Here is a 23952-nt window from a genome sequence, read left to right as displayed (position 1 = left end):
TCACGGCGCGGGGTCGGCGTCATTGTGAAAAGCACAGCTTAGCGGCGGGGCAGATCGGCAGCGGTGTCGACGTCGCGCAGGGTGTCGGTCAGCGCGATACGGTGTCCGGGCAGGGTTTTCAGGGTATCGGCAAGGGCATGTTCGCTGGACCAGCGGACATTTCCGAACAGGTCATGGGGCAGGCGGGAGGGATGTTTGGCGCCCGCCAGCCAATAGCCGCCGTCATCGGCAGGGCCAAAGACAGCGTCGTGATCACCAAGCGCAGCGAAAGCGCGGGCGATATGGGCGGGGGTGATGCCGGGAATATCGGCGCCGATCAGGCACGCTGGACCGGGGGTGGATTGCAGCATCCGTTTCATGCGCTGTCCCAGATCGCCGCGGCCTTGCGGCAGGCGGGGCAGGGCAGCGGGCCAGACCCGCGACGCCACCGCCCGGTCCGGTGCCACCGCCAGCACGATCTGCCAGCGCGGATCCCGCAACGAGCGGATCAGCCGGGCGGATTGGTGGCGGAACCACCAGGTAGCGGGGATTTTGCCAATGCCGCGGCCCAGGCGGGTCTTGACCCGCCCCGGGCGCGGCTCCTTGAGCATGATCACCAGAGAAGGTTTCACGTGAAATCATGCACCATGTCACGGTGATCGATGCCGGCGTCGTCATAGACCGGGCCAAGGACGGTAAAGCCGAGCTTTTCATAGAACCCGATGGCATGGACTTGCGCGCCCAGCTTGGCCCTGGCTATGCCCGGGTGCGCCCGCGCAGTGTCCACCGCCGCCTTGATCAGCTTGGCGCCAAGCCCGGTGCCGCGGGTGGAGGGCAGCACACAGACCCGGCCGATCTTGGCGGTGTCATCGTTGAATACAATCCGCGCTGTCCCCACCGGGGTTGCGTCCTGAACGGCCAGAAGGTGGGTGGCAGAGGCATCCAGCGCGTCACGATCCAGTGCCGCCGGCACGCCCTGTTCCACGACAAAGACGCGATCGCGCAGGGCGAAACAGGCCGCCAGGTCGTCCGTGACGGAGATACTCAGGGTCATGCAAAATAGTCCTGCAGGATGCGGGCGTAGATCGCTTTCAGCTGGTGAATCTGTGTCACTTCCACCCGTTCATCCACCTGATGCATGGTTTTGCCGACCAGTCCGAACTCCACCACCGGGCAGTGATTTTTCACAAACCGCGCATCCGAGGTGCCGCCCGTGGTCGACAGGTCCGGTTTTCTGCCGGTTTCCGCTTCAACAGCAGCCGCGACCAGATCCGACAGCGCGCCGGGCGGAGTGATGAAGCTTTCGCCGGAGATCTTGACCTTCATCCCGATTTCCACGCCGAATTCTGCGGCCGCCCTGTCCGCCTCCCCTCGCAGCCACTCGGTCACCCCGGCGCCCGTATGAGAATCGTTGAATCGGATATTGACGGTAGAGGCCGCCTGCGCCGGGATCACATTGGTGGCCGGGTTGCCGGTGTCGATGGTGACGACCGCCAGTGTCGAGGCGTCGAAATGATCGGTGCCCTGGTCCAGCTTGTGGCTGGCCAGCCGGTCCATCAGCCGTGCCATCGCGTTCAGCGGGTTGTTGGCGCGGTGCGGATAGGCCGAATGCCCCTGCACGCCGGTGATGGTGAACCAGGCGGTCAATGAGCCGCGGCGGCCGATCTTGATCATCTCGCCCATCTCGTTGGGGCATGTCGGTTCGCCCACCAGGCAAACGGACATCTGCTCATCCTCGCGGCCCATGTAATCCAGCAACGCGGTGGTGCCGTCCACTGCATCGCCTTCCTCGTCGCCGGTGATGGTCAGGATGATGGCGCCGTCCGGCGGTGAATTCCGCACAAAATCAATCGCGGCAGCGGCAAAGGCGGCAACCCCCGATTTCATGTCAGTGGCGCCGCGGCCGTACATGAGCCCGTCTTTCTCCTCGGCGCCAAAGGGCGGCATGGTCCAGGAGGTCTCATCCCCCAGCGGCACCACATCAGTGTGGCCGTTGAAGCCGAAGGTCTTGACGTGTCCTTTGGCGCCCCAACGGGCAAACAGGTTGCTGACCTCGCCTCGGTCAGTTCGGGTGCACTCAAAACCTGCACCGCTCAGCAGTTTCTCCAGCAGCACCAGCGCGCCGCCTTCCTCGGGCGTCACCGACGGGCAGCGGATCAGGTCGGCAGTCAGGCGGGCGGGATCGGTCTGCGGCATGGGATGGCTCCTGAAATTCGGGTGCGCACAGGCCTAGCGCGGATCGGGGTGCGGTGCAATTCACCGCTGCGGCAAGGGTTGTGGCGCAAAAGCTGCGGTTTTGCAGATGCATCCGCGCCAGTCTGACTCACATAAAATTTTATGTTAAGGCTTTGTTAATAATGACCCGAGGCAGGGCAACCAAACGAGCAACAAGGGCCGCAAAGGCAAGCAGGAGCAAGCTGCGCGCAGCCGCGGCGCCACTGTGATTGACGGCAGGCGCAAGTCTGTCTCTCTCGTTTGTCCGGCCTCTGACAGGCAAGAGGTGGGCAGATCATGGCAACAGGCGCTGAACTCAGTTATCAGACGAACGCCTCTGCAACGCAGATGGCGCAGACCATTTTCGGCGATGGCGCCACGGTTGTTGGGGCGTCCTATTCGGGGTGGAGCCAGTCTTCGGCGATCTATTCCGGCGGCGATTCCCTGGCGCCGGGCGCAACACCCGGCGATTCCGGCATAATCCTGTCGACCGGGCGGGCCAGCCATTTCACCCGCTCCGGCGGGGATCCCAACCGCTCCACCCAGACATCGACCAACACGCCTGGCGAAAGCAACAACGCGGATTTCAATGCCGCAGCTGGCACCAATACTTATGATGCCTCCTACCTGGATGTGAGTTTCATCCCCGATTCAGATGTGATGACGATGCAATTCGTCTTTTCCTCCGAGGAATTCCCGGAATTTCAGAATTCGGTCTATCAGGACGTGGTCGCAGTCTGGGTCAACGGCGAGCAGGTGCTGATGGAGGTCGGCAACGGACAGGCCAACCCCAGCAACATCAGTTCCTCTATCAACGAGAACCTGTATCTCGATAACGCAGGCGACGATTTCAACACCGAGATGGACGGGCTTACCCTGACCATGACGCTCACGATGCGCGTTAATCCCGGTGAGGTGAACGACATCCGCATCGGCATCGCGGATGTGAGCGACAGCCGCTACGACAGTAACCTGCTGATTGCCGCAGATTCGGTGCAGACTGATCTGGTGGCGATGACCGACAATGTCTTTGTGGCGCCTGACAACAGCAAGACTATCGATGTGCTGGCCAATGACGTGAACCAGTCCGGCGGCACGCTGACCATCACGCATGTCAACGGCACCGAAGTCACGGCCGGTTCGGTGGTGACACTTAACACCGGCCAGGAGGTGCAGCTGAACGCGGATGGCACGCTGACACTGGTTGGCGACGGCGACGTCGAAGACTTCAATTTCACCTATCAGGTGACCAATGGCGTCAATTCCGATACCGGTTTTGTCAATGCCAGCTCGATCCCCTGTTTCGTGGCGGGCACCCGGATCCGGACGCCTTATGGGGAGGTGCCGGTAGAGGAATTGATGCCTGGCGATCTGGTGGAAACTCGGGACGACGGTGCGCAGGTGCTGTGCTGGACTGGCGGACGATCTGTGGCGGCGGAAGATGATTTCGCGCCGATCCGCATTGCCGCGGACACGTTTGGCCGGCATGGTGAACTGCTGGTGTCGCCGCAGCACCGGGTGCTGGTGCGCGGGGCTCATGCCGAGCTGTTCTTTGGCGAAGAAGAGGTGCTGGTGGCAGCCAAGGATCTGATTAACGGGAGCAGTGTGGCCCGCTGTCCAGGCGGCGAGGTCACCTATGTGCATCTGATGTTCGACCGCCATCAGGTGATCTATTCTGAAGGCCTGGCCACTGAAAGCTTTTTGCCCGGCCCGCAGATCGTCAACCTGTTCGAACGGCCGGTGGCAGAGGAGATCTGCGCGCTGTTCCCGGAATTGGATCCGGAAACCGGCGCGGGTTACAGCGCGGCGGCGCGGCCTGCGCTGAAAGCATATGAAGGGCGGCTGCTGGCCGCGATCCAGGCGGCCTGACGCAGGTGGGTTGGTTTGCGGTCTTTGGCGGCGGGCGCAACTGGAGCGGCCCGCAAGCGCTGCTGACGGCGGGAATAACTGACGGCGATTGCTTGCTGGTGCGCGGCACCATGATGCTGGAATTCCACCTGCCTGAAAGCGCGCGGCCAGAGCCGCTGCTGCTCTACTCTCAAGGCGGCAATTGGCCGTTGCAGCTGGCATTGCAGGCGGTACCGGGCGGCGGCTTAAGCTTTGTGCTGGAGCAAAACGGTGCCGTGCTGCACCAGACGTTGAATCCAACCAGCCTGGGGCGCACTGGCAGGCTGCGGCTGATCTATGCCTGGGACGCGCCTGCCCGCACGGGGCGGCTGACATTGGAGCGGCCGGACGGCAGCCAGATGCAGATTGCCGCCCTGCCTGAACCCAAGCCCTGGCGGTTGCGGGACCTGCAGGCGCTGGCCGGACCGCTGGGCTACGTGGCGCCTTCGGTGGACTATCTGGCGCTATCCAGCAGTATTGAGCCCGCGGGTCCGGCCCCGGCGCTGCTGCCGTCCACTCCCATTGCCACACCCGAAGGCTACCGTGCGCTGAACGGTCTGCAGCGGGGCGATCTGGTTCTGACCAGCAGCGGTGAGGCGGTGCCGGTCTTGCATGTGGTTGAACGCCAGGTGCCTGCGCTGGGCTCTTTTGCGCCGGTGCGGCTCAGGGCGCCCTATTTCGGGCTGCAGCGGGATATTCACGCGGCACCGTTCCAGCGACTGGTGCTGTCCGGCTCGGAGGTGGAGTATCTGTTCGGCCAGCCTGCGGTTCTGGTGCCGGCCGGCAATCTGCTGGGGACCGGCACCGCCTTGCCAGGCGCGTCAGGTGCGCCGCTGATCACTTACCGCCAGGCGGTGCTGCCGGATCATGAGCCGCTGCTGGCCGCGGGCGCCATGACAGAAAGCCTGTTCCTGGGCCGCCTGCGGCGCGACCCCCAGCGTCTGGCTGCCAGCCTTTTGGCGCCGCTGGGCGCCGCGGCCTTGCCCGAGCACCGGCAGCCGAAGTTCCCGGTGCTGCGGGCCTTTGACGCCGCAGTGCTGGCCCAGCAGAGGACCGCCTGACACATCCGCAGCTTCGAATCCGGCCTCTGCTGCCAAGGCGCTTGCGTGAAAAAGGGGAACCGCCTAAGGACGTTGAAACCGTCCCAGAGGCCTGACCCGAGCGTTTCCGTGCTGTATCTTCGCCTGACCATCGCCGCCCTGTTCCTGATCTGGGGGCAATTGCTGTCTGCGCAGGTGCTGACAGTCAACACTGTCACCCGGCCGCCGTTTTCGATGGTGGAGGAGGGGCGTGACACGGGCTTCTCGCTGGAGCTTCTGAAAATCCTGGCGGGGCGGCTGAATTGGGAGTACCGCGTCAATCGTACGAACAGCTTTGCGGAGATGCTGGACGGGGTGCGCGGCGGCGCGGCGGATCTGGCCGCCGCCAACATCTCGATCACCGCATCGCGCGAAATCGCGATGGATTTCAGCCATCCGATCTTTGAAAGCGGGCTGCAGATCATGGTGCAGGCCGATGAAATCCGCCAGCCGTCCCTGGTGCGGGCGTTGTTGTCCTGGGATCTGGCTGCCGCCATCGGCATTGCATTCCTGCTGCTGTTCGGCGGCGGTATGCTGATGTGGGTTTTCGAGCGCCGCGCCCAGCCCTATTTCGACCGTCCTTTGAACGAGGCCTGGTTCCCCTCCTTCTGGTGGGCGCTGAACCTGGTGGTGAACGGCGGATTCGAAGAACGGGTGCCGCGCACACCGGTGGGCCGGATGTTCGGTGTGGTGCTGGTGGTATCTTCGCTGTTCATCGTCTCGGTCTTTGTCGCCAAAATCACTGCGGTGATGACGGTGGAGGCAATCAGCGGCTCGGTGAACTCGGTGAATGATCTGTATGGCAGATCCGTGGGAACCATTGGCGGGTCGACCGCTGCGGGGTTCCTTGACCGGCGCGAAATCGACTATTCCGCCTTTAACGGTCTGGATGAGATGCTGGGCGCCTTTGAAGCTGGTGAGGTGACGGCGCTGGTTTTTGATGCGCCGGTGCTGAATTTCTATGTACAGCAAGGCGGTCATCAATACGGCCACACCATCGGTCAGCCGTTCCTGCGCGAGAATTACGGGCTGGTGTTCCCGGCCGGCTCGCCGCTGGTGGAAGAGGTCAACCAGGCGCTGCTGGCTATGCAGGAGGACGGCAGCTATGACGCCCTCTACCGCAAATGGTTCGGCAGCCAGAACTGACCTGCGGGGCTAGTGGAAAACCGGCTCCTCACCGTCAAAGAACGGGGTCATCTGGGCGACGATCACTGCGTTTTCCTCCAGCGCCCGCTGCATTAATGCGCGTTCCTCATCGCCGATCTCATGGCCTTCGGCTTCACGCTCTTCCAGCGTGCCGTAGCCGGTCACATCCAGCGGCGCGGTATCGGCCTGCTTGAGGATCGCCACGGTTTCGCGCACCGCCTCGGCCTCATCCACGCCGGAGGCATAGATCATCAGCGCTGCACCGGTGGCACCGTCGGGCAGGCCGTCCCCGTCTTTGCGTCCGATCTGGACAAGCAGGGTATAGACTTGCTGGCGGGAGGGTTTCTTCTTTTCCATGCCGCCGCCATAGCCCCGGGGCAGGGGGTGGTCAATCAAATAGAGATGACGCGCAGACTGGAGGGGCAGCAAGCGGAGGGCTTGTGGTCTTTTGCCTTCGGGTTTTATGTCTAAGCCTACTACAACGCCAAAGGGACATGCCAATGCGCTTCTCCGCCCAAACTGCCCAACCGGTTCCCTGGAAGAACGGCAGCGGTGTGACCCGTGAACTGGCGTCGCACGCAGAAGGCGGCCGGATGGTCTGGCGCCTCAGCTTAGCAGAGATCTCGCAGGACGGCCCGTTTTCCGCGTTTCCCGGCCTGGCCCGCATACACTGCATAACCGAGGGGGCAGGTCATGTTTTGTCAAATAGCGGGACAACACTGGAGGCTCGGCCATTGGAACCGCTTGCGTTCGAAGGCAGCTTGGATCTGTGCTGCCGCCTTCGGAACGGTCCCTGCACCGCGTTCAACGTGATCTATGAACCGGCATTGGTCACGGTCGGTGCTTGTATCCTGCGGGAGGGCAAGGTTTCTACAGTCAAAGGACAACACGCGCTGTTTGTTGTCGCCGGCAGTCTGCAGATCACAGGCACAGGCCGCTTTGATCCTGGCGAAGGGATCTTGACGGAGAGTGCCGCCATCGGAACGGTTTCCAATGGCGGCGCAGTCATCCAAGTGCAGTTTTCGCCTGTCTAGAGACTGTTTAGCAAGTCTTTGATCGCGGTCTGGTATCCGGCAACCACACTGTCGCGGGCGATATGGCAGCCCTGCTTCACCACATGGCGGCCGGCGCTCCAGACGTCGGTCACAGTATCGTCGCCCGCCGCAAAGCACAGCCCGTCCAGCATCTGCTCCGGCTTCAGCGCGCAGAGCGCAGGAACACTGCTGTCAATCGCCACCAGATCCGCCAGAGCGCCTTCCTTGATCCGACCTGCATCGCGCCCAAGGGCCTGCGCCCCGCCCTTGGCAGCACCCAGATACAGAGTCTCGCCAACCGAGCCCTCACCCGGCACCAGAACATTGCGTGCCAAGTCGCGCAGACGCTGAGAATACTCCAGTGTGCGCAGCTCCTCCGGCAGCGAAATCCGCACGTTAGAGTCTGATCCCACCCCAAACGCACCATCGTGCGCCAGATACTCCACCCCGTTGAACGGGCCGTCGCCCAGGTTTGCCTCGGTGATCGGGCACAGCCCTGCTACGGCGCCGGATTGTGCCATGCCCACGGTCTCGGCGCTGGTCATATGGGTCGCATGGATCAGGCACCATTTGTCGTCAACCTGAGCGTTGTCCAGCAGCCATTCAACGGGCCTTGCGCCCAGCCAAGCGCTGATATCGGCAACTTCTTTGGGCTGCTCAGCGATATGGATATGCACAGGCCGTCCTTCTTGGATCTGCAGCACTTCGGCCAGATCTTCGGGGCAAGTGGCGCGCAGCGAGTGCGGAGCAATGCCGACACAAGCGTCTGCCGGCAGGTTTCGCGCCGAAATTTCGCGGGCGCGGGTGACCAGTTCAGAGAATTCGGCTACCGAATTGCCAAACCGTTGCTGGCCGCCATTCAGGTCTTGCTTATCAGCGCCGCCGTAGCTGTAAAGCACCGGCAGATGGGTGAGACCGATGCCGGTCTGGCCGGCGGCGGCAAAGACCCGCTCGCTGAGTTCTGTCAGTGATGCAAAACGGGGCCCGCCCAGTTGGTGATGGACATAGTGAAATTCGCCAACCGAGGCATAACCGGCTTCCAGCATTTCCATAAAAACCAGCGCAGCGATAGCCTCGTATTGCTCCGGGGTGATGCGGTCAACGAACCGGTACATCAGCTCGCGCCAGGTCCAGAAACTGTCCTTGCCCGCTGCGCGGTACTCAGTCATGCCGGCCATTGCGCGCTGGAAGCTGTGAGAATGCAGATTGCCCAGAGACGGCAGCAGCACGTCCGCCCGCGCATCCCCGGTTTGCGGCCGGGCATCCGTTTCCAGAGACGTGATCCGCCCAGCCTCAACTGTCAGCCGGAGGTTCTCTGCCCACCCTTGGGGCAGGCGGGCGCGCTGAGCGAATATTGTCTGCATCTGACTCTCTTATGTGTAGATGTATTACTATTAGCGGCGTGCTTATTGCACGGCAAGGATTTTGCGCAGGAGGGGCGCTGCCCCTCGGCCGGGTAGCCTCACCTCGGGATGCTTCCGGGCCGGAAGAACGGGGATCCAGCCTTCTTCTGGCTTCAAATATCCTGGGGCCTGAGGCAAAGCCCCAGCTGCCGGAGGCAAAAGAAAAACGCGCCCGGCCAGGGGCGCGTTTCAAGATTTAGCGCTGCAGTGCGGATCAATCGCGCAGCAGCTCATTGATGCCGGTCTTGGAGCGGGTCTTCTCATCAACCCGCTTCACGATGACCGCGCAGTAGAGGCTGATGTTGTTCTTCGACGGCATCGAGCCTGCGACCACAACTGAATAGGGCGGCACTTCGCCATAGGTGACTTCACCGGTCTCGCGGTCGACGATCTTGGTCGATTTGCCGATGAACACGCCCATGCCCAGAACAGAGCCTTCGCGCACGATGCAGCCTTCGACCACTTCCGAACGGGCACCGATGAAGCAGTTGTCTTCGATGATGGTGGGGCCAGCCTGCATTGGTTCCAGCACGCCGCCGATACCGACACCGCCGGACAGGTGCACGTTCTTGCCGATTTGCGCGCAGGAGCCGACGGTGGCCCAGGTGTCGACCATGGTGCCTTCGCCGACATAGGCGCCCAGGTTCACGAAGGAGGGCATCAGCACCGCGCCGGGGGCGATATAGGCGGATTTTCGGACAACGCAGTTCGGCACCGCGCGGAAGCCTGCGGATTTCCAGTCAGCTTCGCCCCAGCCGGCAAACTTGCTGTCGACCTTGTCCCACCAGCCGCCGGCCTGCGGGCCGCCTTCTTGGATTTCCATGTCCTTGATGCGGAAGCCCAGCAGCACCGCCTTCTTGGCCCACTGGTTCACGTGCCAGTCGCCGCTGTCCAGCTTTTCGGCCACCCGCAGCGCGCCGGAGTCCAGCGCGTTCAAGGTGTCCTCAATGGCTTCACGCTGTTCGCCGGTGGTGGCGGGGGTGATGGTGTCGCGCGCCTCCCAGGCGGCTTCGATTGCTGCTTCCAGCTGGGCGTTGGACATGGGGGTTCCTCCGGCATCCGTTAGATTCGGGGTTACATAACGGCAATCTGACCGCAGGTCATGTCCGGATTGCGTCCAAATTGCCGCCCTGCACGGCGTTTTGCCTGCAGTCAGCGTACCCGGCGCAGGTGGCGGCGCAGGATTTCGCAGGCGGCGGCGGGATCGCGGCGGGTCATCGCGCTGACAATGGCGGCGTGGTCGGCATCCACCCGGCGGGTCCACTGGTGCTGCCAGTTGGCGAACAGATGCCGGGCGGCGGCGATGTGCAGATCGTCAATCGAGGCCAGCAGCCGCGGCATCGCGCAAGGCGCCAGGATCACCCGGTGAAAGGCGCGGTTCAGGCGTTCCCAGCTGGCCATGTCTTCCGCCGCGTCGCAGGCGAGGCGGGCGGCCTCGGCCGTCTCGATGTCCTCAGGGGTCAGGCGGGCAAAGGCGTGGGTGAGGGCCAGCACCTCCAGCGCCACCCGCATTTCGATCACTTCGCGGATCTCAGCAGGATTCAGGGCGCTTACCCGTGTGCCGCGGCGGGGTTCGGATTGGGCGAGGCCATGCGCCTCCAGTCGCAGGAGCGCTTCGCGCACCGGGACGTGGCTGGCGTCAAACTCGCGCGCGATATGGTCCTGGCGCAGTTTTTCGCCGGCAGGCAGGCTGCCGGTGATGATGCGCTCGCTTAAGGCGTGATATATCGTATCGGCAATGGTTGCGGACATGCCACGGCGATACCCGCGCCGGGGTCAGCCCGCAAGGATTATCCCAGCGGGTCCGGGGCGATGTTGCCGCCGCAGATCAACACCGCCACCCGCTCGCCGGGGGCAGGGCGGTAGGCGCCGCACATCAGCGCCGCCAGGGCGGTGGCGCCGGCGGGCTCCACCAGGATCCGCCGCTCGCGCCAGAGCGCCGTCTGCGCCGCGGTGATGGCGCTGTCCGGCACGGTCACCGATGCCAGGTCTTGTGCCGAGGCAAACTCGAAACAGATAGCGCCAATGCGTTTGGCACCAAGGGCGTTGGCCGCCACGCCGGAAACTTCCACATCCACAGGCTGGCGGGCTTGCAAGGCCGCATGCAGCGCGCAGGAGGTTTCCGGCTCCACCGCCACGATCTTCTTTGCGCCGTGGAACCAGGCCATTGCGCCAGCAATCAGCCCGCCACCGCCCACGGCGATCAGCAGAGTATCCGCCTCAAGGCCTTGGGTCTGCCATTCGGCAAAGCAGGTGCCCTGGCCCGCAACAGTCGCGGGCGCATCATAGGCATGGACTTGCATGGCTCCGGTCTCTGCCTCGTAGGCCTGGGCTTGCTCCAGTGCGTTGGCATAGGCACCGGGCACCACCTGCAGATCTGCTCCGGTGCGTTCGATCAGAGAAATCTTGGCCGGGCCGGCCATCTCGGGCACATAGATCCGGGCTTTGTGCCCGAGCTGATGCGCGGCATAGGCCGCGGCGGCGCCGTGGTTGCCGCCGGAAGCTGCCACCAATCCGGCCAGGGGCACAGGCTGGCTCAGCAAGGTGTTGAAAGCACCACGGGCCTTAAAGCTGCCGGTGTGCTGCATGTGTTCTAGCTTCAGCTCCACCGGGAAGTCCAGGCTGAAGCCCTGTGCCTGCATCACCGGGGTCTGCTGCACATGGGGGGCAACGCGTTCTGCTGCGTTCCTGATTTCATTCTGCCAGTTCATGCGCCGATCTCCCTGCCTGCTGCGCGGGAACCTTATCCGCGCCGCTGCCGTGTGCAAGCGCTACGGCGCGTTGTTGCATTCTTGATTGGCGCTAACGGCCAAGGGCGGCTACAAAGGGAGTCCTGTTGATTAATCTGGGATTTTCTATGACCGAAGACCGCCACAGCCGATTCCGCGATGCCCATTCCGACCGGGACCGGGCCGAACATGTGCCCGCCACCCCTCAGACCCAGGCGCCTGCCTACCGGCTTGCCTTTGCCGATGAAGAGTTTCTGTGCCGGGAGGAGCTGCGGCCGGTGCGGCTGCAGCTGGAGCTGCTGAAACCGGAGCTGATGCTGAACGAGCATGGCATCGAAAGCACCATCGTGATGTTCGGTGGCGCCCGGATCCCGGATCCCAAGCACAAGGATCAGGCGCGCACCCAGACACTGGCGGATCTGTCGCATTTCTATGATGAGGCGCGCGAGTTCGCCCGGCTGATGACCGAAAAGTCGAAGCAGAGCGGTGGCCGTCAGAATGTAATTGTGACCGGTGGCGGCCCTGGTGTGATGGAGGCGGGCAACCGCGGTGCGCTGGACGCGGGCGGCCAGTCCATTGGCCTGTCGATCGTGTTGCCGCATGAACAGGCGCCCAACGGCTATGTAACGCCGGACCTCAGCTTCAATTTCCACTACTTCGCGATCCGCAAAATGCATTTCCTGATGCGAGCGCGGGCGATCACCGTGTTCCCCGGCGGCTTTGGCACCCTGGACGAACTGTTCGAGAGCCTGACACTGATTCAGACCGGCCGCATGGAGCGGGTGCCGTTCCTGCTGTTCGGCAAGGCGTTCTGGGACAAGATCATCAATTGGGAGGCGCTGGCTGATGCCGGCACCATTTCGGATCAGGATCTGGACCTGTTCCGCGTGGTCGACACCGCCCAAGAGGCGGTGGAGATCATCGAAAATTGGGAGCCTGCGCCGCCGCGCGACAGCCTGCCCGGACGCGAGCGCTAAGCGCCGTAAGCAAAGCAGCTGTTGCCGTGATCAAGCAAATTCCGGCGGCAGCCTGCCAACCTCGTCACCGGTTGTCAGACGGGTGAGGATCTGAGCACCTTCTACGGTTTTTATAGAATAGCCATACCCGCGCAGGCGGAACTGCCATTCCCGCGGACTAAGAGCCTTTTCCCGTTCGCTGCGGATCAGGTCCAGCACGCTGGGGTCAATCGGGGCAGTCTTGCGTTCCATTGGAGCCATCTGTGAGTCCTTCTGAAAATGAATTGTCTGCGTTTTGGAAACTGTTCCCGGCAAGCGGCGGAATTTGAGCTGTATTGTGAAAAGAATACGGCGGGTTGGCCTGCGTCCTGGAGTGCGGCTCTTGTGCAACAGCTCTCAGACGTGGTGATGCTGCGGCGACGCGGGCGGGTGAACCGGCGGGAAACCGGACTTCATCAGACGGTTTTCGCGCAGTAATTTGCCAATTGCAGCAAATTGTCATTTCTTCGCTCGGCCTCAGGCCAGAAGCGGGCCAAACTTGGCCACATTTACAAACAAAAACTTACCGTTGACAGGATAGTGGAGACCGTTGATGCCCGAAGTTTCAGATTACACGGCGCTTTTAGCCTATACATCGAACAACAGCCTCCGCTGGAACAGCCTGGCTGATCTTGGCACTCAAACTGTGGTGACATACAGCTTTGTCGAAAGCGGCGACTTGGGGAATGTGGCTGACGACCCTTATGGCGCCAGCAGCTATTGGTCCTTCAACAGCACGCAGCGCGACTATTTCCGCCTGGCTCTTGCGGAGTTTGAAGAGGCGTCCGGCTTGCTGTTTGTCGAAACGGACGGCCCGGCAATGATCAACGCCTTTGGCTACAACGGCGGCTCTGCTGCAGGCTGGGCGGATCTTGCCTGGTCCAACGCCTACTCTACCAATGAGGGGGAGCTGGCGATTGAGAGCACTGATATGGCACCGGGATCCTATGGCTATGAAACGGTGCTGCACGAGATCGGCCATGCCCTGGGTCTTGAACATCCGCATGACGGTGACAATACGCTGGCGGACCACCTGGACGATCAGGAACACACCGTGATGACCTATAACTATGCCGGGTACAGCGTCACGGAACTGGGCACATTCGATGTGCAAGCTCTGACCCATATTTATGGCGATACCGGCGGAACCGCAGGATGGAGAGCTTACGTCAACACGGCGGGCGACGTGGTGATCAAGGCCAGCAGCCGTGCAGAAACTGTATTGGCGACCGGACAGGATACCAAGATTTATGCCAAGGGCGGCGAAGATACCGTCATCGGCCGCGAAGCGGATGACCGCCTGTTCGGCGGCGGCGGCGCTGACAGTCTTACCGGGGGTTATGGCGAAGACAGGCTAGCGGGCGGCAAGGGGGCGGACGTCCTGATCGGCGGTTTGGATGAGACCGACTATTCAGGCGCCTATGGTGAAGACGATTTCCTGAAAGGAAATGGCGGCAGGGACACGCTTTTCGGCGGCCAAGGGGACGACAGGCTGATCGGCGGCAACGGCAAAGACCGCCTTGTCGGCGGCGAAGGATCTGACATTTTGACGGGGGGCAAACACGCAGATGTCTTTGTGTTTGTCTCTGCCGATTATTGGGAAGACGAAGTCATCACGGATTTCGGCAAAGGCGATGACCGGATCGAATTCTTTGACACCTCAGTGGAAGATTTCAGCGATCTGACCATTACACAGGAAAATGGCAGCACCCTGATCGGATTTTTCGGCAGTCACCAGATCGAGTTGACCGGCTATACCGGCACGCTCACCGAGGACCACTTCCTGTTTACCTGATACGGCAGCCGGGGACCCTGCCGCACCGGGGCCGGAGCGGGGTTACTTCAACCCTGCTTCGGCCTCAATCTGCTTGCGGCTTTTGCGGGCGCGCTCGGTCGCCGATTTCAGCTGGCCGCAGGCGGCCATGATGTCGTCGCCGCGGGTCTTGCGGATCGGCGAGGCATAACCGGCCTGATAGACGATATTGGCAAAGGCGTGGATTCGGTTGTTCGAGGACCGCCTGTAGGGGCTGCCGGGCCATTCGTTGAACGGGATCAGGTTGATCTTGGCCGGGATGTTGTAGCGCTTGATGTGCTCGATCAGCCGGTGCGCGTCCTCGTCGGTGTCATTGACCCCGTCCAGCATCACATATTCAAATGTGATCCGCTCGGAGTTCGACACTTTGGGGTAATCCGCAAGAGCTTGCAGCAGCTCGTCAATATTCCAGCGCTTGTTGATCGGCACCAGCTTGTCGCGGATCTCGTTGGTGGTGGCGTGGAAGGATATCGCCAGCAGACAGCCGATTTCTTCCGCGGTGCGGGCAATCTCCGGCACCACGCCTGAGGTCGACAGCGTGATCCGGCGGCGGGACAGCGAGATGCCTTCCGGGTCCATCGCAATCTTCATCGCGTCGCGAACGTTATCGAAGTTGTAGAGCGGCTCGCCCATGCCCATCAGCACGATGTTGCTGAGCAGGCGGGTCTCGTCCTTGGGCGCGCCGGGTACCGGCCATTCCTCCAGATCGTCGCGTGCCATCATCACCTGGCCGACAATTTCAGCCGGGGTCAGGTTGCGCACCAGCTTCTGGGTGCCGGTATGGCAGAAAGAGCAGGTCAGCGTGCAGCCCACCTGCGAGGAAATGCACAGCGTGCCGCGGCCGTCTTCTGGGATATAGACCACTTCGACTTCATGCCCGCCGGCGATCCGTACCAGATACTTGCGGGTGCCATCGGTGGAGACCTGCTTGCTCACCACTTCCGGAATGCGGACTTCGAAAGTGTCTGCCAGATCTGCACGGTAGGCTTTGGCCAAGTTGGTCATATCCGCGAAGTCGCGCTTGCCCCACTGGTAGATCCACTGCCAGATCTGTCCGACACGCATCTTGGCCTGTTTTTCCGGTGTGCCGTGTTCGATCAACACCTCGCGCATGCGCTCGCGGGTGAGGCCGACAAGATTGATCTTGCCGCCTTCGGGATCCTTGCGGGGCAGGGTCAATACGTCCTGGGTAATCGGCGCGCTGGCGGTCATTGGCTTTAGCCTCGGTGCTGGTGGGCGGATGCGGCTCTATATAGGATTCCCGCGGAAGATCAAAAGGAATCCTTGGGCACAATGTTCAGGCCGCAACCTGGCCCGTGCCTATTTGGAAAACCGTACCAGCTCCTCAACCCGGGCGCGCCCCAGGGTCGTCCAGCAGGCCCGGGTTGCAATTCCGGCGTCTTCACGCACTGCATGGGCTTCGCCGGCAAAGGCGCAATGCGCCCCCCGGAAGGCTTCCCATGCGGTTTGGCTCTGCATCAGCGCAGCTTCAACCGCAGTCCCGCCATTGGTGTTGTCGCGCTCTGCAGCGGCGATCATTGCCGCTTCCAGCGCTTTGAGCAGTGCAGCTTCCACTCCTTCTTCATCGTCCGCCACGCAGGAACCGATTTCCTCACGGCTTCCCGCGCTGCATTCCAGCGCCGGATTGGCAAAAGCGGGCGGGAAAAGCAGCGCAACTGCAAGGCAAGCGCACGGGAGACTGGCTGAGTTCGGCATGGCAAGCACCTCCTGCTTCCCATGCTACGCCGCTTGCGGACCTCAAGCAAGAAAACCCCGGCACAGGCCGGGGTTTGGTGTGTTTTCGCTAAGCGCCGGACGTTACTTGCTGCAGCGCTTTTCCGCATCTTCCAAGGCTGCCGTGAAACCCAGCAGCGAGAAGCTGTCCTTGGTTTGGGTGCCACGGGCCGACCGCGCGGTCAGTACCGCATTGGCGCCGCGCTTCATGGCGGTGACAATCTTGGCATCATCCGCAGGTGTGGCCGGCCAGGCCCATTCGCCCTCTGTGAACAGCTCGAACTCGGACTCGCCGATGGCCATGTTCACAGTGGATCCCGGCGCAAACGGGTAGCCGCCGGTAAAGCTGACTTCGCCCTTGGGGCTGTCGCTGCTGCGGAAGGTGACAAACAGCTGGATCTCGCTGCGGCGCACCGCCACGACGCGGCCGTCGCGGGTGTTCACGGTTTCCTTTGGTGCGGAAACCCCCCAGCATTCATTCGGATTGTCGCCTTCAAAGACGCTCCAGTCCACCTTGGCTGCAACGCGATTATTCGACGTTGCTTGCGCAGATGCGGTGGTTGCCAATGCTGCCAGACACAGGCCCGCAGCCACGCGGGCGAGTTTCAATGCCATTTGTCCCGACTCCAAGACTGTTCTCTAAACCTCAAATACCAAACAAAGGGTCCGCAGCGTTTCAACCGCCGTCTGATCCCGATCCCCTCGCTTGCGCTACACAAGCACACTAACGTAACTAGCACCACGGGCGAAAGTGCGTTTTGGCAGGATTTCGCCCAGAAAACCGCACGGAAACATGAGGGGAGACATTATGCCGAAACCTGTGCCCATGGCCGAAGTCTGGCGCGGCCCGCTGCTGGAGAGCCTGCATTTGGGGCATGCCGTCATTTGTGATGACACGGGCAAGGTGGTGCGCAGCTGGGGGGACCCGGATGCGGTGATCTACCCGCGCAGCTCGGCCAAGATGATCCAGGCGCTGCCGCTGATCACCTCCGGCGCCGCTGCGCGCTATGGTCTGACGTCTGAACAGCTGGCCCTGGCCTGCGCCTCCCACAATGGTGCGCACATCCATACAGACCGGGTGAACAGCTGGCTGGATCAGCTGGGCCTTGGCGATGACGACTTCCGCTGCGGCTCGCAATTGCCGGATGACATCCCGGCCCGCAATGAGCTGATCAAGACCGACAACAGTCCCTGCCAGGTGCACAACAATTGCTCCGGCAAACACGCAGGCTTTCTGACCCTGACCCAGTATCTGGGGGCAGGGGCCGAGTACATCGAAGTCGACCACCCGGTGCAGCAGGCCTGCCTGGCAGCGTTTGAGGAAACCACCGGGCAGGACAGCCCCGGCTATGGCATCGACGGCTGCTCAGCACCGAATTTTGCCACCACCGTAACTGGCCTCGCGCGGTCCATGGCCTGGTTTGCCAGCGCCGCAGACCGTTCCGACCGCGCATCGCAAGCGGCGCAGCAGCTGGTCGCGGCAATGACGGCGTATCCTGAATTGGTTGCAGGCGAAACCCGCTGCTGCACCAACCTGATGCGGGCCATGGGCGGCAAGGTGGCGATCAAGACCGGCGCCGAGGCGGTGTTCATCGCCATCCTGCCCGAGCAGAAAATGGGTGTGGCCGTGAAAATCACTGACGGCGCCACCCGCGCCAGCGAATGCGCGATAGCGGCGCTGATGGTCAGCCTTGGCGTGCTGGAGGCGGAGCATCCGGAAACCCGCAAATACATGAACAAGGCACTCTACAGCCGCCGCGGGCTGGAGTGTGGATCCATCCGCCCGGCAGCCGAACTGCTGTTCTGAAAACAGATGCCCCGGGCCGGCCCCGGGGCATGCAGCCTACATTTCCATGTCTATGATCTCGGCCACTTCGACCGAACCGTTGCCGCTCACCACCATCGGGCAGCCCTTGGCCATTTCGCAGGCAGCATCCTGGTCGGCCGCTTCGACCACCGTGTAGCCCGAAAGCGGATTGGCGCCGCCATTGTCCACGACCCCTCCGGCGCTGACTGTTTTGGAGAGGCCAACCGGCGCGCCCGGAACCTTCAGCGCATCTCCCATCGCCCCCATCCAGTTTTTCCAGGCCTCCATTTCCTTGGCGCCTTCTGCTTCGCTCTCGGGCTTCTTGCCGCCGTGATAGGCAAAAATGAACTGTGGCATTGGTTTTCTCCCTTGGTTGCGATGAATTCCTGTTCAGGGGTTTTCGGCCAGTTGCGCCTCCAGCTTGCGCAGGGTCGAAGTCCAGCCCTGTTCGTGGCGCGATGCGATCTCGCTGCCGTCCAGATCACGGTGGTCAATCAGCAGCATGGCGCCGTTTTCTGTGGCAGCAATTGTAAAGGTCACATGGCTTTCGGCGCCGCGGTTTCCGTTCTCGTCGTGCCAGGCCCACGTGAAGCCGACGGACTTCGGCACATCCACATGGGTTACCTGGCCGGAGACATGGAACTGTTGGCCGTCACTGTTCTGCATGACGGAAAACCAAGGGCCGGTGCGGCTCAGGTCCAGATCATGTTCCGGGATATGCACCCCCTCTGGGCCCCACCATTTCAGCAGCTTGTCCGGGGTGGTCACCCAGGCGAACAGTTTTTCCGGACTGACGGGGAAAACCCTTTGCAGATGCAGATCACTCATGCGGTTTCCTCCATCAGGCATCATCTTCCAGTAAAGCCGCCTCCAGCCGGTCCAGACCACCCTCCCAGAAGGCGCGCCGGGACTGGGTCCACTCGGCAATCATCTGCAGGCCTTCGGGCCGGGCGGAATACAGCCGCTTGGTGCCATCGGCGCGCTGCGATACCAGCCCAGCCTCGCGCAGCACCTTAAGATGGCGCGAGATCGCAGGCGCCGAAATGCCCGCACCCGGTGCCAGATCGCCTGCAGGCAGTTCGCCTTTGACAATCAACTGGTCCACAATCGACATACGGGTTTCATCCGACAGCGCGGCAAAAGACTTCAGAATCGGTATCATATCTATTATTATCACTTTTGTTAATTAAGTGTCAGGTTAAAAATAGTAGTGGGCATCTGGGTGCAATTGGCCCGTATACAGCAAGACAAAACCGCGCGTTCGAAGGTCCGCTGCCGGTTCCGGCGGCGGCAGGTGCGGGTCAGGAAATCACCGCATATCCCAAAGCAGCTTGGCCGCCAGGGTTATTGAGGTCATCACCAGCAGCGGTTTGATCAGCTTCGCCCCCTGCCTTTTCGCAAGCCCGGCTCCTGCCCGCGCACCGGCAATTTGGGCCAATCCCATCAGCAAGCCCGTGATCCACCAGGGGGAGGCAAAAAAGGAAAAGGCAACGAGGCCGCCCGCATTGGAAGCAAAGTTCAACAGCTTGGTATGGGCCGTGGCCTTGAGGATGCCGTAACCGGCAATGGAGACAAAGGCGAGCATGTAGAAACTGCCTGCCCCGGGTCCCAGCAGCCCGTCATAGGCACCGCACAAAGGAACCATTGTTGCAGCAAACAGGGCTGGCGACAGGCGGCGCTGCCGGTCCAGATCATCCAGACCTTTCTTGGTTGCAAAGAAGATGGCAATGGCAATCAGCAGCACCGGCAGGAACAGCCGGATCCACTCGGTGGGCAGGAAGGTCACCAGAAAGGCGCCTGCGACGGACGCGGCAAAGGCTATCAGCGCAGGAATGCGTTGTGACTTCAGATCAACGTGGCCGGCTTTGGCATAGCTGGCCGCTGCAGTGGCGGCCCCGAACAGCGCCTGTACCTTGTTTGTCGCCAGGGCCGTGACCGGGCTGGCCCCCGCCAAAAGCAGAACAGGCAAAGTGACCAGCCCGCCGCCGCCGGCAACCGCGTCAATGAAACCCGCGACAAACCCGGCTGCCAGCAAAAGCAGCAGGGTTTCGATCCCCACTTCCAGCATGTGATTGATCAGCCTTTGAAATCGTCCTGGCCGTAGCCTTGGATATACAGCAGCGCAGTCAGGTCGCCGTGGTTGATGCGGATATCGCATTCCGCCGCAACCGAAGGCTTGGCATGCAGCGCCACCCCGGCGCCTGCACGCGTCAGCATCCCCAGATCATTGGCGCCGTCGCCGACCGCAATGACATCCGCCTCGCCAATCCCCAGCCGGGCGGTGATCTGCTCCAGCGCCTCCACCTTGGCTTCCCGGCCCAGGATCGGCCTGCCTGCCTCTCCGGTCAGCTTGCCGTCTTTTATCAGCAGCGTGTTGGCGCGGTTTTCATCAAACCCCAGCTCGGCCGCCACCTGAGCGGTGAACGCCGTGAAGCCGCCGGACACCAGCGCCGCATAAGCGCCCTCTGCCTTCATCGTGGCCAGCAGATGCTTGCCGCCGGGCATCAGCGTGATGCGCTCGGCCAGCACCTTGGCGATCACCGTTTCCGGCAGCCCTTTCAATAGTCCCACCCGCTCGGTCAGTGCGCCTTCAAAATCCAGCTCGCCGTTCATTGCCCGTGCGGTGATGTCTTTGACCCGCGCGCCAATGCCCGCTTCCTCTGCCAGTTCGTCAATGCACTCTTGCTGAATCATGGTGGAATCCATGTCGGCCAGCAGCATCTTCTTCTTCCGTCCGGCGTTGGGCTGAATAACCAGATCCACGCCCAGCTTCTGCAGATCTTCCCAGACGTCCCACCGGTTGTCCGGCATCTGCGCCAGCGGAAACTCAGCCGCGGCGCCCGGCGCCAGCCAGACGGCCTCGCCGCCGCCCCAGGCATTGCGCAGCGATTCGATCAGCGCAGGCTCCAGAACCGGGCTGGCAGGGTTGCAAAGCAGGGTGGCAGCAAACATCGGAAGGCTCCGTTTCGTCGGGATTCGTCTTGTCATAACGGCCCGCCGCTGGATCGGCCAGCCTGCTCGATGTTGTGGAAAACAGGGGGCGTTGTAAGGCAGGCCGCCAGAAGTGAATTCAGGGCGCTTGTTTCCGATGGTGGAAAAACGTGTCGCAAAAAGAGTTCGTATGGCCGTATTTCTCCGACTTTTCTGTTGCATGCCGCGCTGCAGCGGCCTAGCTCTGATGGCGGGACACCCCTCCCCAACGAGGGGCGCTTATCTGGAAGGGTAGCATTTATGGCTATTGCACACCCGGTCACGCGGCCGGCCAACCCGCGTTTTTCTTCTGGCCCCTGCGCCAAACCTCCTGTCTTTGACGTTGCTAAATTGGCCAACGCCCCGCTGGGCCGCTCGCACCGCGCTGCGGTGGGCAAGGAGCGCCTGAAGGCTGCAATCGAAGGCACTCGCGAAATTCTGAACATCCCTGCTGATTACAAGATCGGTATTGTCCCTGCGTCAGATACCGGCGCGGTGGAAATGGCGATGTGGAACCTGCTGGGTGCCCGCGGTGTTGAAATGCTGGCCTGGGAAAGCTTCGGCTCCGGCTGGGTGACTGACGTCGTGAAACAGCTGAAGCTGAACGCGACGGTCAAGACCGCCGATTACGGCCAGATCGTGGACCTTGCCTCTGTCGATTTCACCAATGACGTTGTCTTCACCTGGAACGGTACCACCTCCGGCGTGCGGGTTCCCAACGGCAACTGGATCCCGGCGGACCGCGACGGGCTGACCATCTGCGACGCCACCTCGGCAGCCTTTGCGCAGCGCCTGCCCTGGGACAAGCTGGATGTGACCACCTTCTCCTGGCAGAAGGTGCTGGGCGGCGAAGCGGCGCATGGCATGATCATTCTGTCCCCCCGCGCGGTCAAACGGCTGGAAAGCTACACCCCCGCCTGGCCGCTGCCCAAGATCTTCCGCCTGACCAAAGGCGGCAAGCTGATCGACGGCATCTTCCAGGGCGCCACCATCAACACGCCCTCGATGCTGGCGGTGGAGGATTACCTGCTGGCGCTTGACTGGGCGCGCTCGGTGGGCGGCATGGAAGGCCTGCGCGAACGCGCCTACGCCAACCTGGCCGCGGTCCAAAGCTTTGTGCAGGACAACCCCTGGATTGCCTTTCTGGCTGAGCAGCCGGAATACCGCTCGAACACCTCGGTCTGCCTCAAGTTCGCTGACGAACGCATCCAGGACGGCGCGGCCTTTGCCAAGGCCGTGGCCAAGCGCCTGGAAGCCGAAGGTGTGGCTTATGACATCGGCGCCTACCGCGACGCGCCTCCGGGCCTGCGCATCTGGTGCGGCGGCACCGTGGAGGCTGCCGACGTGGCCGCACTGATGCCCTGGATTAAATGGGCCTTCGAGGCCGAGATCGCCCTCCAGACCGAAGCGACCTGATCCACGCCCTGTTCCGGGGCGCCGGCCCCGGATCCCCATCCGTGGGACACCTCTCAATTTCAGGCCGCACAGGCCTCCGTATGAAAAGGACCGCAAACATGGCTCCCAAAGTCCTCATCTCCGATAAACTGTCCGAAGCCGCCGTGCAGATCTTCCGCGACCGCGGCATTGACGTCGATTTCCTGCCCGACGTGGGCAAGGACAAGGATAAACTGGCGGAAATCATCGGCCAGTACGACGGCCTTGCGATCCGTTCCGCCACCAAGGTGACCGAAAAGATCCTGGAAAACGCCGAAAACCTCAAGGTGATCGGCCGCGCCGGCATCGGTACCGACAACATCGACAAGGAAGCCGCCTCCAAGCGTGGCGTCATTGTGATGAACACGCCCTTCGGCAATATGATCACCACCGCTGAACACGCCATCGCGATGATGTTTGCCACCGCCCGCCAGCTGCCTGAGGCTTCGGCGTCCACTCATGCCGGTAAATGGGAAAAGTCCAAATTCATGGGCACCGAACTGACCGCCAAGACACTGGGCGTCATCGGCGCCGGCAATATCGGCGGCATCGTCTGCGACCGCGCCCGCGGCCTCAAGATGAAGGTCGTGGCTTATGATCCCTATCTGAGCACTGAGAAGGCCGATCAGATGGGCGTCGAAAAGATTGAGCTGGACGAGCTGCTGGCCCGTGCCGACTTCATCACCTTGCATGTGCCACTGACCGACCAGACCCGCAACATCCTGTCCAAGGAAAACCTGGAAAAGACCAAGAAGGGGGTGCGCATCATCAACTGCGCCCGCGGCGGCCTGGTGGACGAAGGCGCGCTGGCGGAACTCTTGACCTCCGGCCATGTGGCAGGTGCGGCGTTCGACGTGTTCTCGGTGGAACCGGCCAAGGAAAACGCCCTCTTCGGCCTGCCCAACGTGGTCTGCACCCCGCACTTGGGCGCTGCCACGACCGAGGCGCAGGAAAATGTCGCTCTGCAAGTGGCCGAGCAGATGTCCAATTACCTGCTGACCGGCGCGGTGGAAAACGCGCTCAACATGCCTTCGGTCACCGCCGAGGAGGCCAAGGTCATGGGCCCCTGGATCAAGCTGGCCGATCATCTGGGCTCTTTCGTGGGCCAGATGACGGATGAGCCGATCAAGGCGATCAACATCCTCTATGACGGTGCCGCTTCGGAGATGAACCTGGACGCACTGAACTGTGCGGTTATTGCCGGGATCATGAAACGCGCCAACCCCGAGGTGAACATGGTCTCCGCTCCGGTGGTCGCCAAGGAGCGCGGCATCCAGATTTCGACCACAAACCAGGACAAATCCGGCACATTCGACGGCTATGTCAAGGTGACCGCAGTGACCTCCAAGCGCGAGCGTTCGGTAGCGGGCACCGTGTTTTCCGACGGCAAGCCGCGGTTCATCCAGATCAAGGGTATCAACATCGAGGCCGAGGTCGGTGCGCATATGCTGTACACCACCAACGAGGACGTGCCCGGCATCATTGGCACCCTGGGTCACACTCTGGGCGAAAGCGATGTGAATATCGCCAATTTCACCCTGGGCCGCTCTGAAGCCGGCGGCGAAGCCATCGCGCTGCTTTATGTGGATGACGAGGTGCCCGCCGGGGTCCGCGCCAAACTGGCCGAAACCGGATTGTTCAACCAGATCAAGCCGCTGGCATTCGACGTCGTCTGAACGTTGATTGCGTAACCGGTTCAATCAGGGGTTCAATCAGGAACGCCGCCCG

General features: G+C 62.1%; 26 protein-coding genes. 9 read left to right on the top strand and 17 right to left on the bottom strand.

The features are described 5' to 3' along the window. Positions 1–38 precede the first annotated feature (38 nt). The 3 genes from A2I95_RS03890 to dapE are packed head-to-tail and all read right to left on the bottom strand — an operon-like array spanning position 39 to position 2175. Entirely contained in the window at positions 39–611 is a 573-nt protein-coding gene (locus A2I95_RS03890) for a TIGR04282 family arsenosugar biosynthesis glycosyltransferase (protein WP_291728046.1), read from the bottom strand. Next, the gene (locus A2I95_RS03885; RefSeq protein WP_291728044.1) at positions 608–1033 is read right to left on the bottom strand and encodes a GNAT family N-acetyltransferase; all 426 of its coding nucleotides are present in this window, start codon (positions 1031–1033) and stop codon (positions 608–610) included. The genes A2I95_RS03890 and A2I95_RS03885 overlap by 4 nt, the downstream gene beginning before the upstream one ends. Beyond that, positions 1030–2175 (bottom strand): succinyl-diaminopimelate desuccinylase, encoded by a 1146-nt coding sequence (gene dapE, locus A2I95_RS03880; protein ID WP_291728042.1) that lies wholly within the window; start codon positions 2173–2175, stop codon positions 1030–1032. The genes A2I95_RS03885 and dapE overlap by 4 nt, the downstream gene beginning before the upstream one ends. Before the next feature lie 315 nt (positions 2176–2490). On the opposite strand from dapE, the gene A2I95_RS03875 reads away from it, so the two are divergent. The 3 genes from A2I95_RS03875 to A2I95_RS03865 all read left to right on the top strand — a co-directional run bounded on the left by A2I95_RS03875 (position 2491) and on the right by A2I95_RS03865 (position 6305). After that, positions 2491–4062 (top strand): Hint domain-containing protein, encoded by a 1572-nt coding sequence (locus tag A2I95_RS03875; RefSeq protein ID WP_291728040.1) that lies wholly within the window; start codon positions 2491–2493, stop codon positions 4060–4062. Between the two features lie 5 nt (positions 4063–4067). Then, entirely contained in the window at positions 4068–5141 is a 1074-nt protein-coding gene (locus A2I95_RS03870) for a Hint domain-containing protein (protein ID WP_291728038.1), read from the top strand. Positions 5142–5249: 108 nt separating this feature from the next. After that, complete coding sequence (locus tag A2I95_RS03865; RefSeq protein WP_291728035.1) at positions 5250–6305, top strand: transporter substrate-binding domain-containing protein; 1056 nt, start codon at positions 5250–5252, stop codon at positions 6303–6305. A gap of 9 nt (positions 6306–6314) precedes the next feature. Here A2I95_RS03865 and A2I95_RS03860 read toward each other — a convergent pair whose 3' ends face one another. Beyond that, complete coding sequence (locus A2I95_RS03860; protein ID WP_024092300.1) at positions 6315–6662, bottom strand: hypothetical protein; 348 nt, start codon at positions 6660–6662, stop codon at positions 6315–6317. A 137-nt stretch (positions 6663–6799) separates the two neighbouring features. On the opposite strand from A2I95_RS03860, the gene A2I95_RS03855 reads away from it, so the two are divergent. Continuing rightward, entirely contained in the window at positions 6800–7339 is a 540-nt protein-coding gene (locus A2I95_RS03855) for a HutD family protein (RefSeq protein ID WP_367150776.1), read from the top strand. Here A2I95_RS03855 and A2I95_RS03850 read toward each other — a convergent pair. The 4 genes from A2I95_RS03850 to A2I95_RS03835 all read right to left on the bottom strand — a co-directional run bounded on the left by A2I95_RS03850 (position 7336) and on the right by A2I95_RS03835 (position 11453). Beyond that, the gene (locus A2I95_RS03850) at positions 7336–8703 is read right to left on the bottom strand and encodes a formimidoylglutamate deiminase (RefSeq protein ID WP_291728029.1); all 1368 of its coding nucleotides are present in this window, start codon (positions 8701–8703) and stop codon (positions 7336–7338) included. The genes A2I95_RS03855 and A2I95_RS03850 overlap by 4 nt on opposite strands. Before the next feature lie 253 nt (positions 8704–8956). Next, complete coding sequence (dapD, locus tag A2I95_RS03845) at positions 8957–9784, bottom strand: 2,3,4,5-tetrahydropyridine-2,6-dicarboxylate N-succinyltransferase (protein WP_291728027.1); 828 nt, start codon at positions 9782–9784, stop codon at positions 8957–8959. A 110-nt stretch (positions 9785–9894) separates the two neighbouring features. Beyond that, on the bottom strand, positions 9895–10494 hold the full coding sequence (locus tag A2I95_RS03840) for a GntR family transcriptional regulator (RefSeq protein ID WP_291728025.1): 600 nt from the start codon (positions 10492–10494) through the stop codon (positions 9895–9897). A 38-nt stretch (positions 10495–10532) separates the two neighbouring features. After that, a complete protein-coding gene (locus A2I95_RS03835; RefSeq protein ID WP_291728023.1) occupies positions 10533–11453 on the bottom strand; it encodes a threonine/serine dehydratase in 921 nt (306 codons plus the stop codon). 146 nt (positions 11454–11599) lie between these two features. Here A2I95_RS03835 and A2I95_RS03830 point away from each other — a divergent pair, with 146 nt between their 5' ends. Beyond that, entirely contained in the window at positions 11600–12448 is an 849-nt protein-coding gene (locus A2I95_RS03830) for a TIGR00730 family Rossman fold protein (protein ID WP_291728021.1), read from the top strand. 30 nt (positions 12449–12478) lie between these two features. Here A2I95_RS03830 and A2I95_RS03825 read toward each other — a convergent pair whose 3' ends face one another. Next, positions 12479–12688: a hypothetical protein gene (locus tag A2I95_RS03825; protein WP_027257136.1), complete on the bottom strand. Its 210-nt coding sequence runs from the start codon at positions 12686–12688 to the stop codon at positions 12479–12481. A gap of 331 nt (positions 12689–13019) precedes the next feature. Between A2I95_RS03825 and A2I95_RS03820 the strand changes: the two genes are divergently transcribed. After that, on the top strand, positions 13020–14261 hold the full coding sequence (locus A2I95_RS03820; protein WP_291728018.1) for a reprolysin-like metallopeptidase: 1242 nt from the start codon (positions 13020–13022) through the stop codon (positions 14259–14261). A gap of 42 nt (positions 14262–14303) precedes the next feature. On the opposite strand, the gene rlmN is transcribed toward A2I95_RS03820, so the two are convergent. The 3 genes from rlmN to A2I95_RS03805 all read right to left on the bottom strand — a co-directional run bounded on the left by rlmN (position 14304) and on the right by A2I95_RS03805 (position 16628). Then, complete coding sequence (gene rlmN, locus A2I95_RS03815) at positions 14304–15491, bottom strand: 23S rRNA (adenine(2503)-C(2))-methyltransferase RlmN (protein WP_291728016.1); 1188 nt, start codon at positions 15489–15491, stop codon at positions 14304–14306. A gap of 108 nt (positions 15492–15599) precedes the next feature. Then, positions 15600–15995 (bottom strand): lysozyme inhibitor LprI family protein, encoded by a 396-nt coding sequence (locus A2I95_RS03810; RefSeq protein ID WP_291728014.1) that lies wholly within the window; start codon positions 15993–15995, stop codon positions 15600–15602. Between the two features lie 102 nt (positions 15996–16097). Beyond that, a complete protein-coding gene (locus A2I95_RS03805; protein ID WP_291728013.1) occupies positions 16098–16628 on the bottom strand; it encodes an invasion associated locus B family protein in 531 nt (176 codons plus the stop codon). A 193-nt stretch (positions 16629–16821) separates the two neighbouring features. Here A2I95_RS03805 and A2I95_RS03800 point away from each other — a divergent pair, with 193 nt between their 5' ends. Further along, a complete protein-coding gene (locus tag A2I95_RS03800) occupies positions 16822–17820 on the top strand; it encodes an asparaginase (RefSeq protein WP_291728011.1) in 999 nt (332 codons plus the stop codon). A 36-nt stretch (positions 17821–17856) separates the two neighbouring features. Here the strand turns inward: A2I95_RS03800 and A2I95_RS03795 are convergent, their stop codons facing one another. The 5 genes from A2I95_RS03795 to serB all read right to left on the bottom strand — a co-directional run bounded on the left by A2I95_RS03795 (position 17857) and on the right by serB (position 20772). Continuing rightward, the gene (locus A2I95_RS03795; protein ID WP_291728009.1) at positions 17857–18177 is read right to left on the bottom strand and encodes a YciI family protein; all 321 of its coding nucleotides are present in this window, start codon (positions 18175–18177) and stop codon (positions 17857–17859) included. Positions 18178–18210: 33 nt separating this feature from the next. Continuing rightward, complete coding sequence (locus A2I95_RS03790; protein ID WP_291728008.1) at positions 18211–18648, bottom strand: SRPBCC domain-containing protein; 438 nt, start codon at positions 18646–18648, stop codon at positions 18211–18213. A gap of 13 nt (positions 18649–18661) precedes the next feature. Beyond that, positions 18662–18982: a helix-turn-helix transcriptional regulator gene (locus A2I95_RS03785; protein WP_291728006.1), complete on the bottom strand. Its 321-nt coding sequence runs from the start codon at positions 18980–18982 to the stop codon at positions 18662–18664. A gap of 147 nt (positions 18983–19129) precedes the next feature. Continuing rightward, positions 19130–19888 (bottom strand): TSUP family transporter, encoded by a 759-nt coding sequence (locus A2I95_RS03780; RefSeq protein WP_291728004.1) that lies wholly within the window; start codon positions 19886–19888, stop codon positions 19130–19132. An 8-nt stretch (positions 19889–19896) separates the two neighbouring features. Continuing rightward, positions 19897–20772 (bottom strand): phosphoserine phosphatase SerB, encoded by an 876-nt coding sequence (serB, locus tag A2I95_RS03775; protein ID WP_291728002.1) that lies wholly within the window; start codon positions 20770–20772, stop codon positions 19897–19899. Between the two features lie 279 nt (positions 20773–21051). Between serB and A2I95_RS03770 the strand changes: the two genes are divergently transcribed. Continuing rightward, complete coding sequence (locus A2I95_RS03770; protein ID WP_291728000.1) at positions 21052–22206, top strand: phosphoserine transaminase; 1155 nt, start codon at positions 21052–21054, stop codon at positions 22204–22206. Positions 22207–22304: 98 nt separating this feature from the next. Beyond that, positions 22305–23900 (top strand): phosphoglycerate dehydrogenase, encoded by a 1596-nt coding sequence (serA, locus tag A2I95_RS03765; protein ID WP_291727998.1) that lies wholly within the window; start codon positions 22305–22307, stop codon positions 23898–23900. The last annotated feature ends 52 nt before the right edge of the window (positions 23901–23952 follow it).

This window comes from Leisingera sp. F5 (assembly GCF_001593695.1).
Note: the sequence above shows the minus strand (reverse complement) of the source record. Positions and strands in the feature narration are given on the sequence as shown.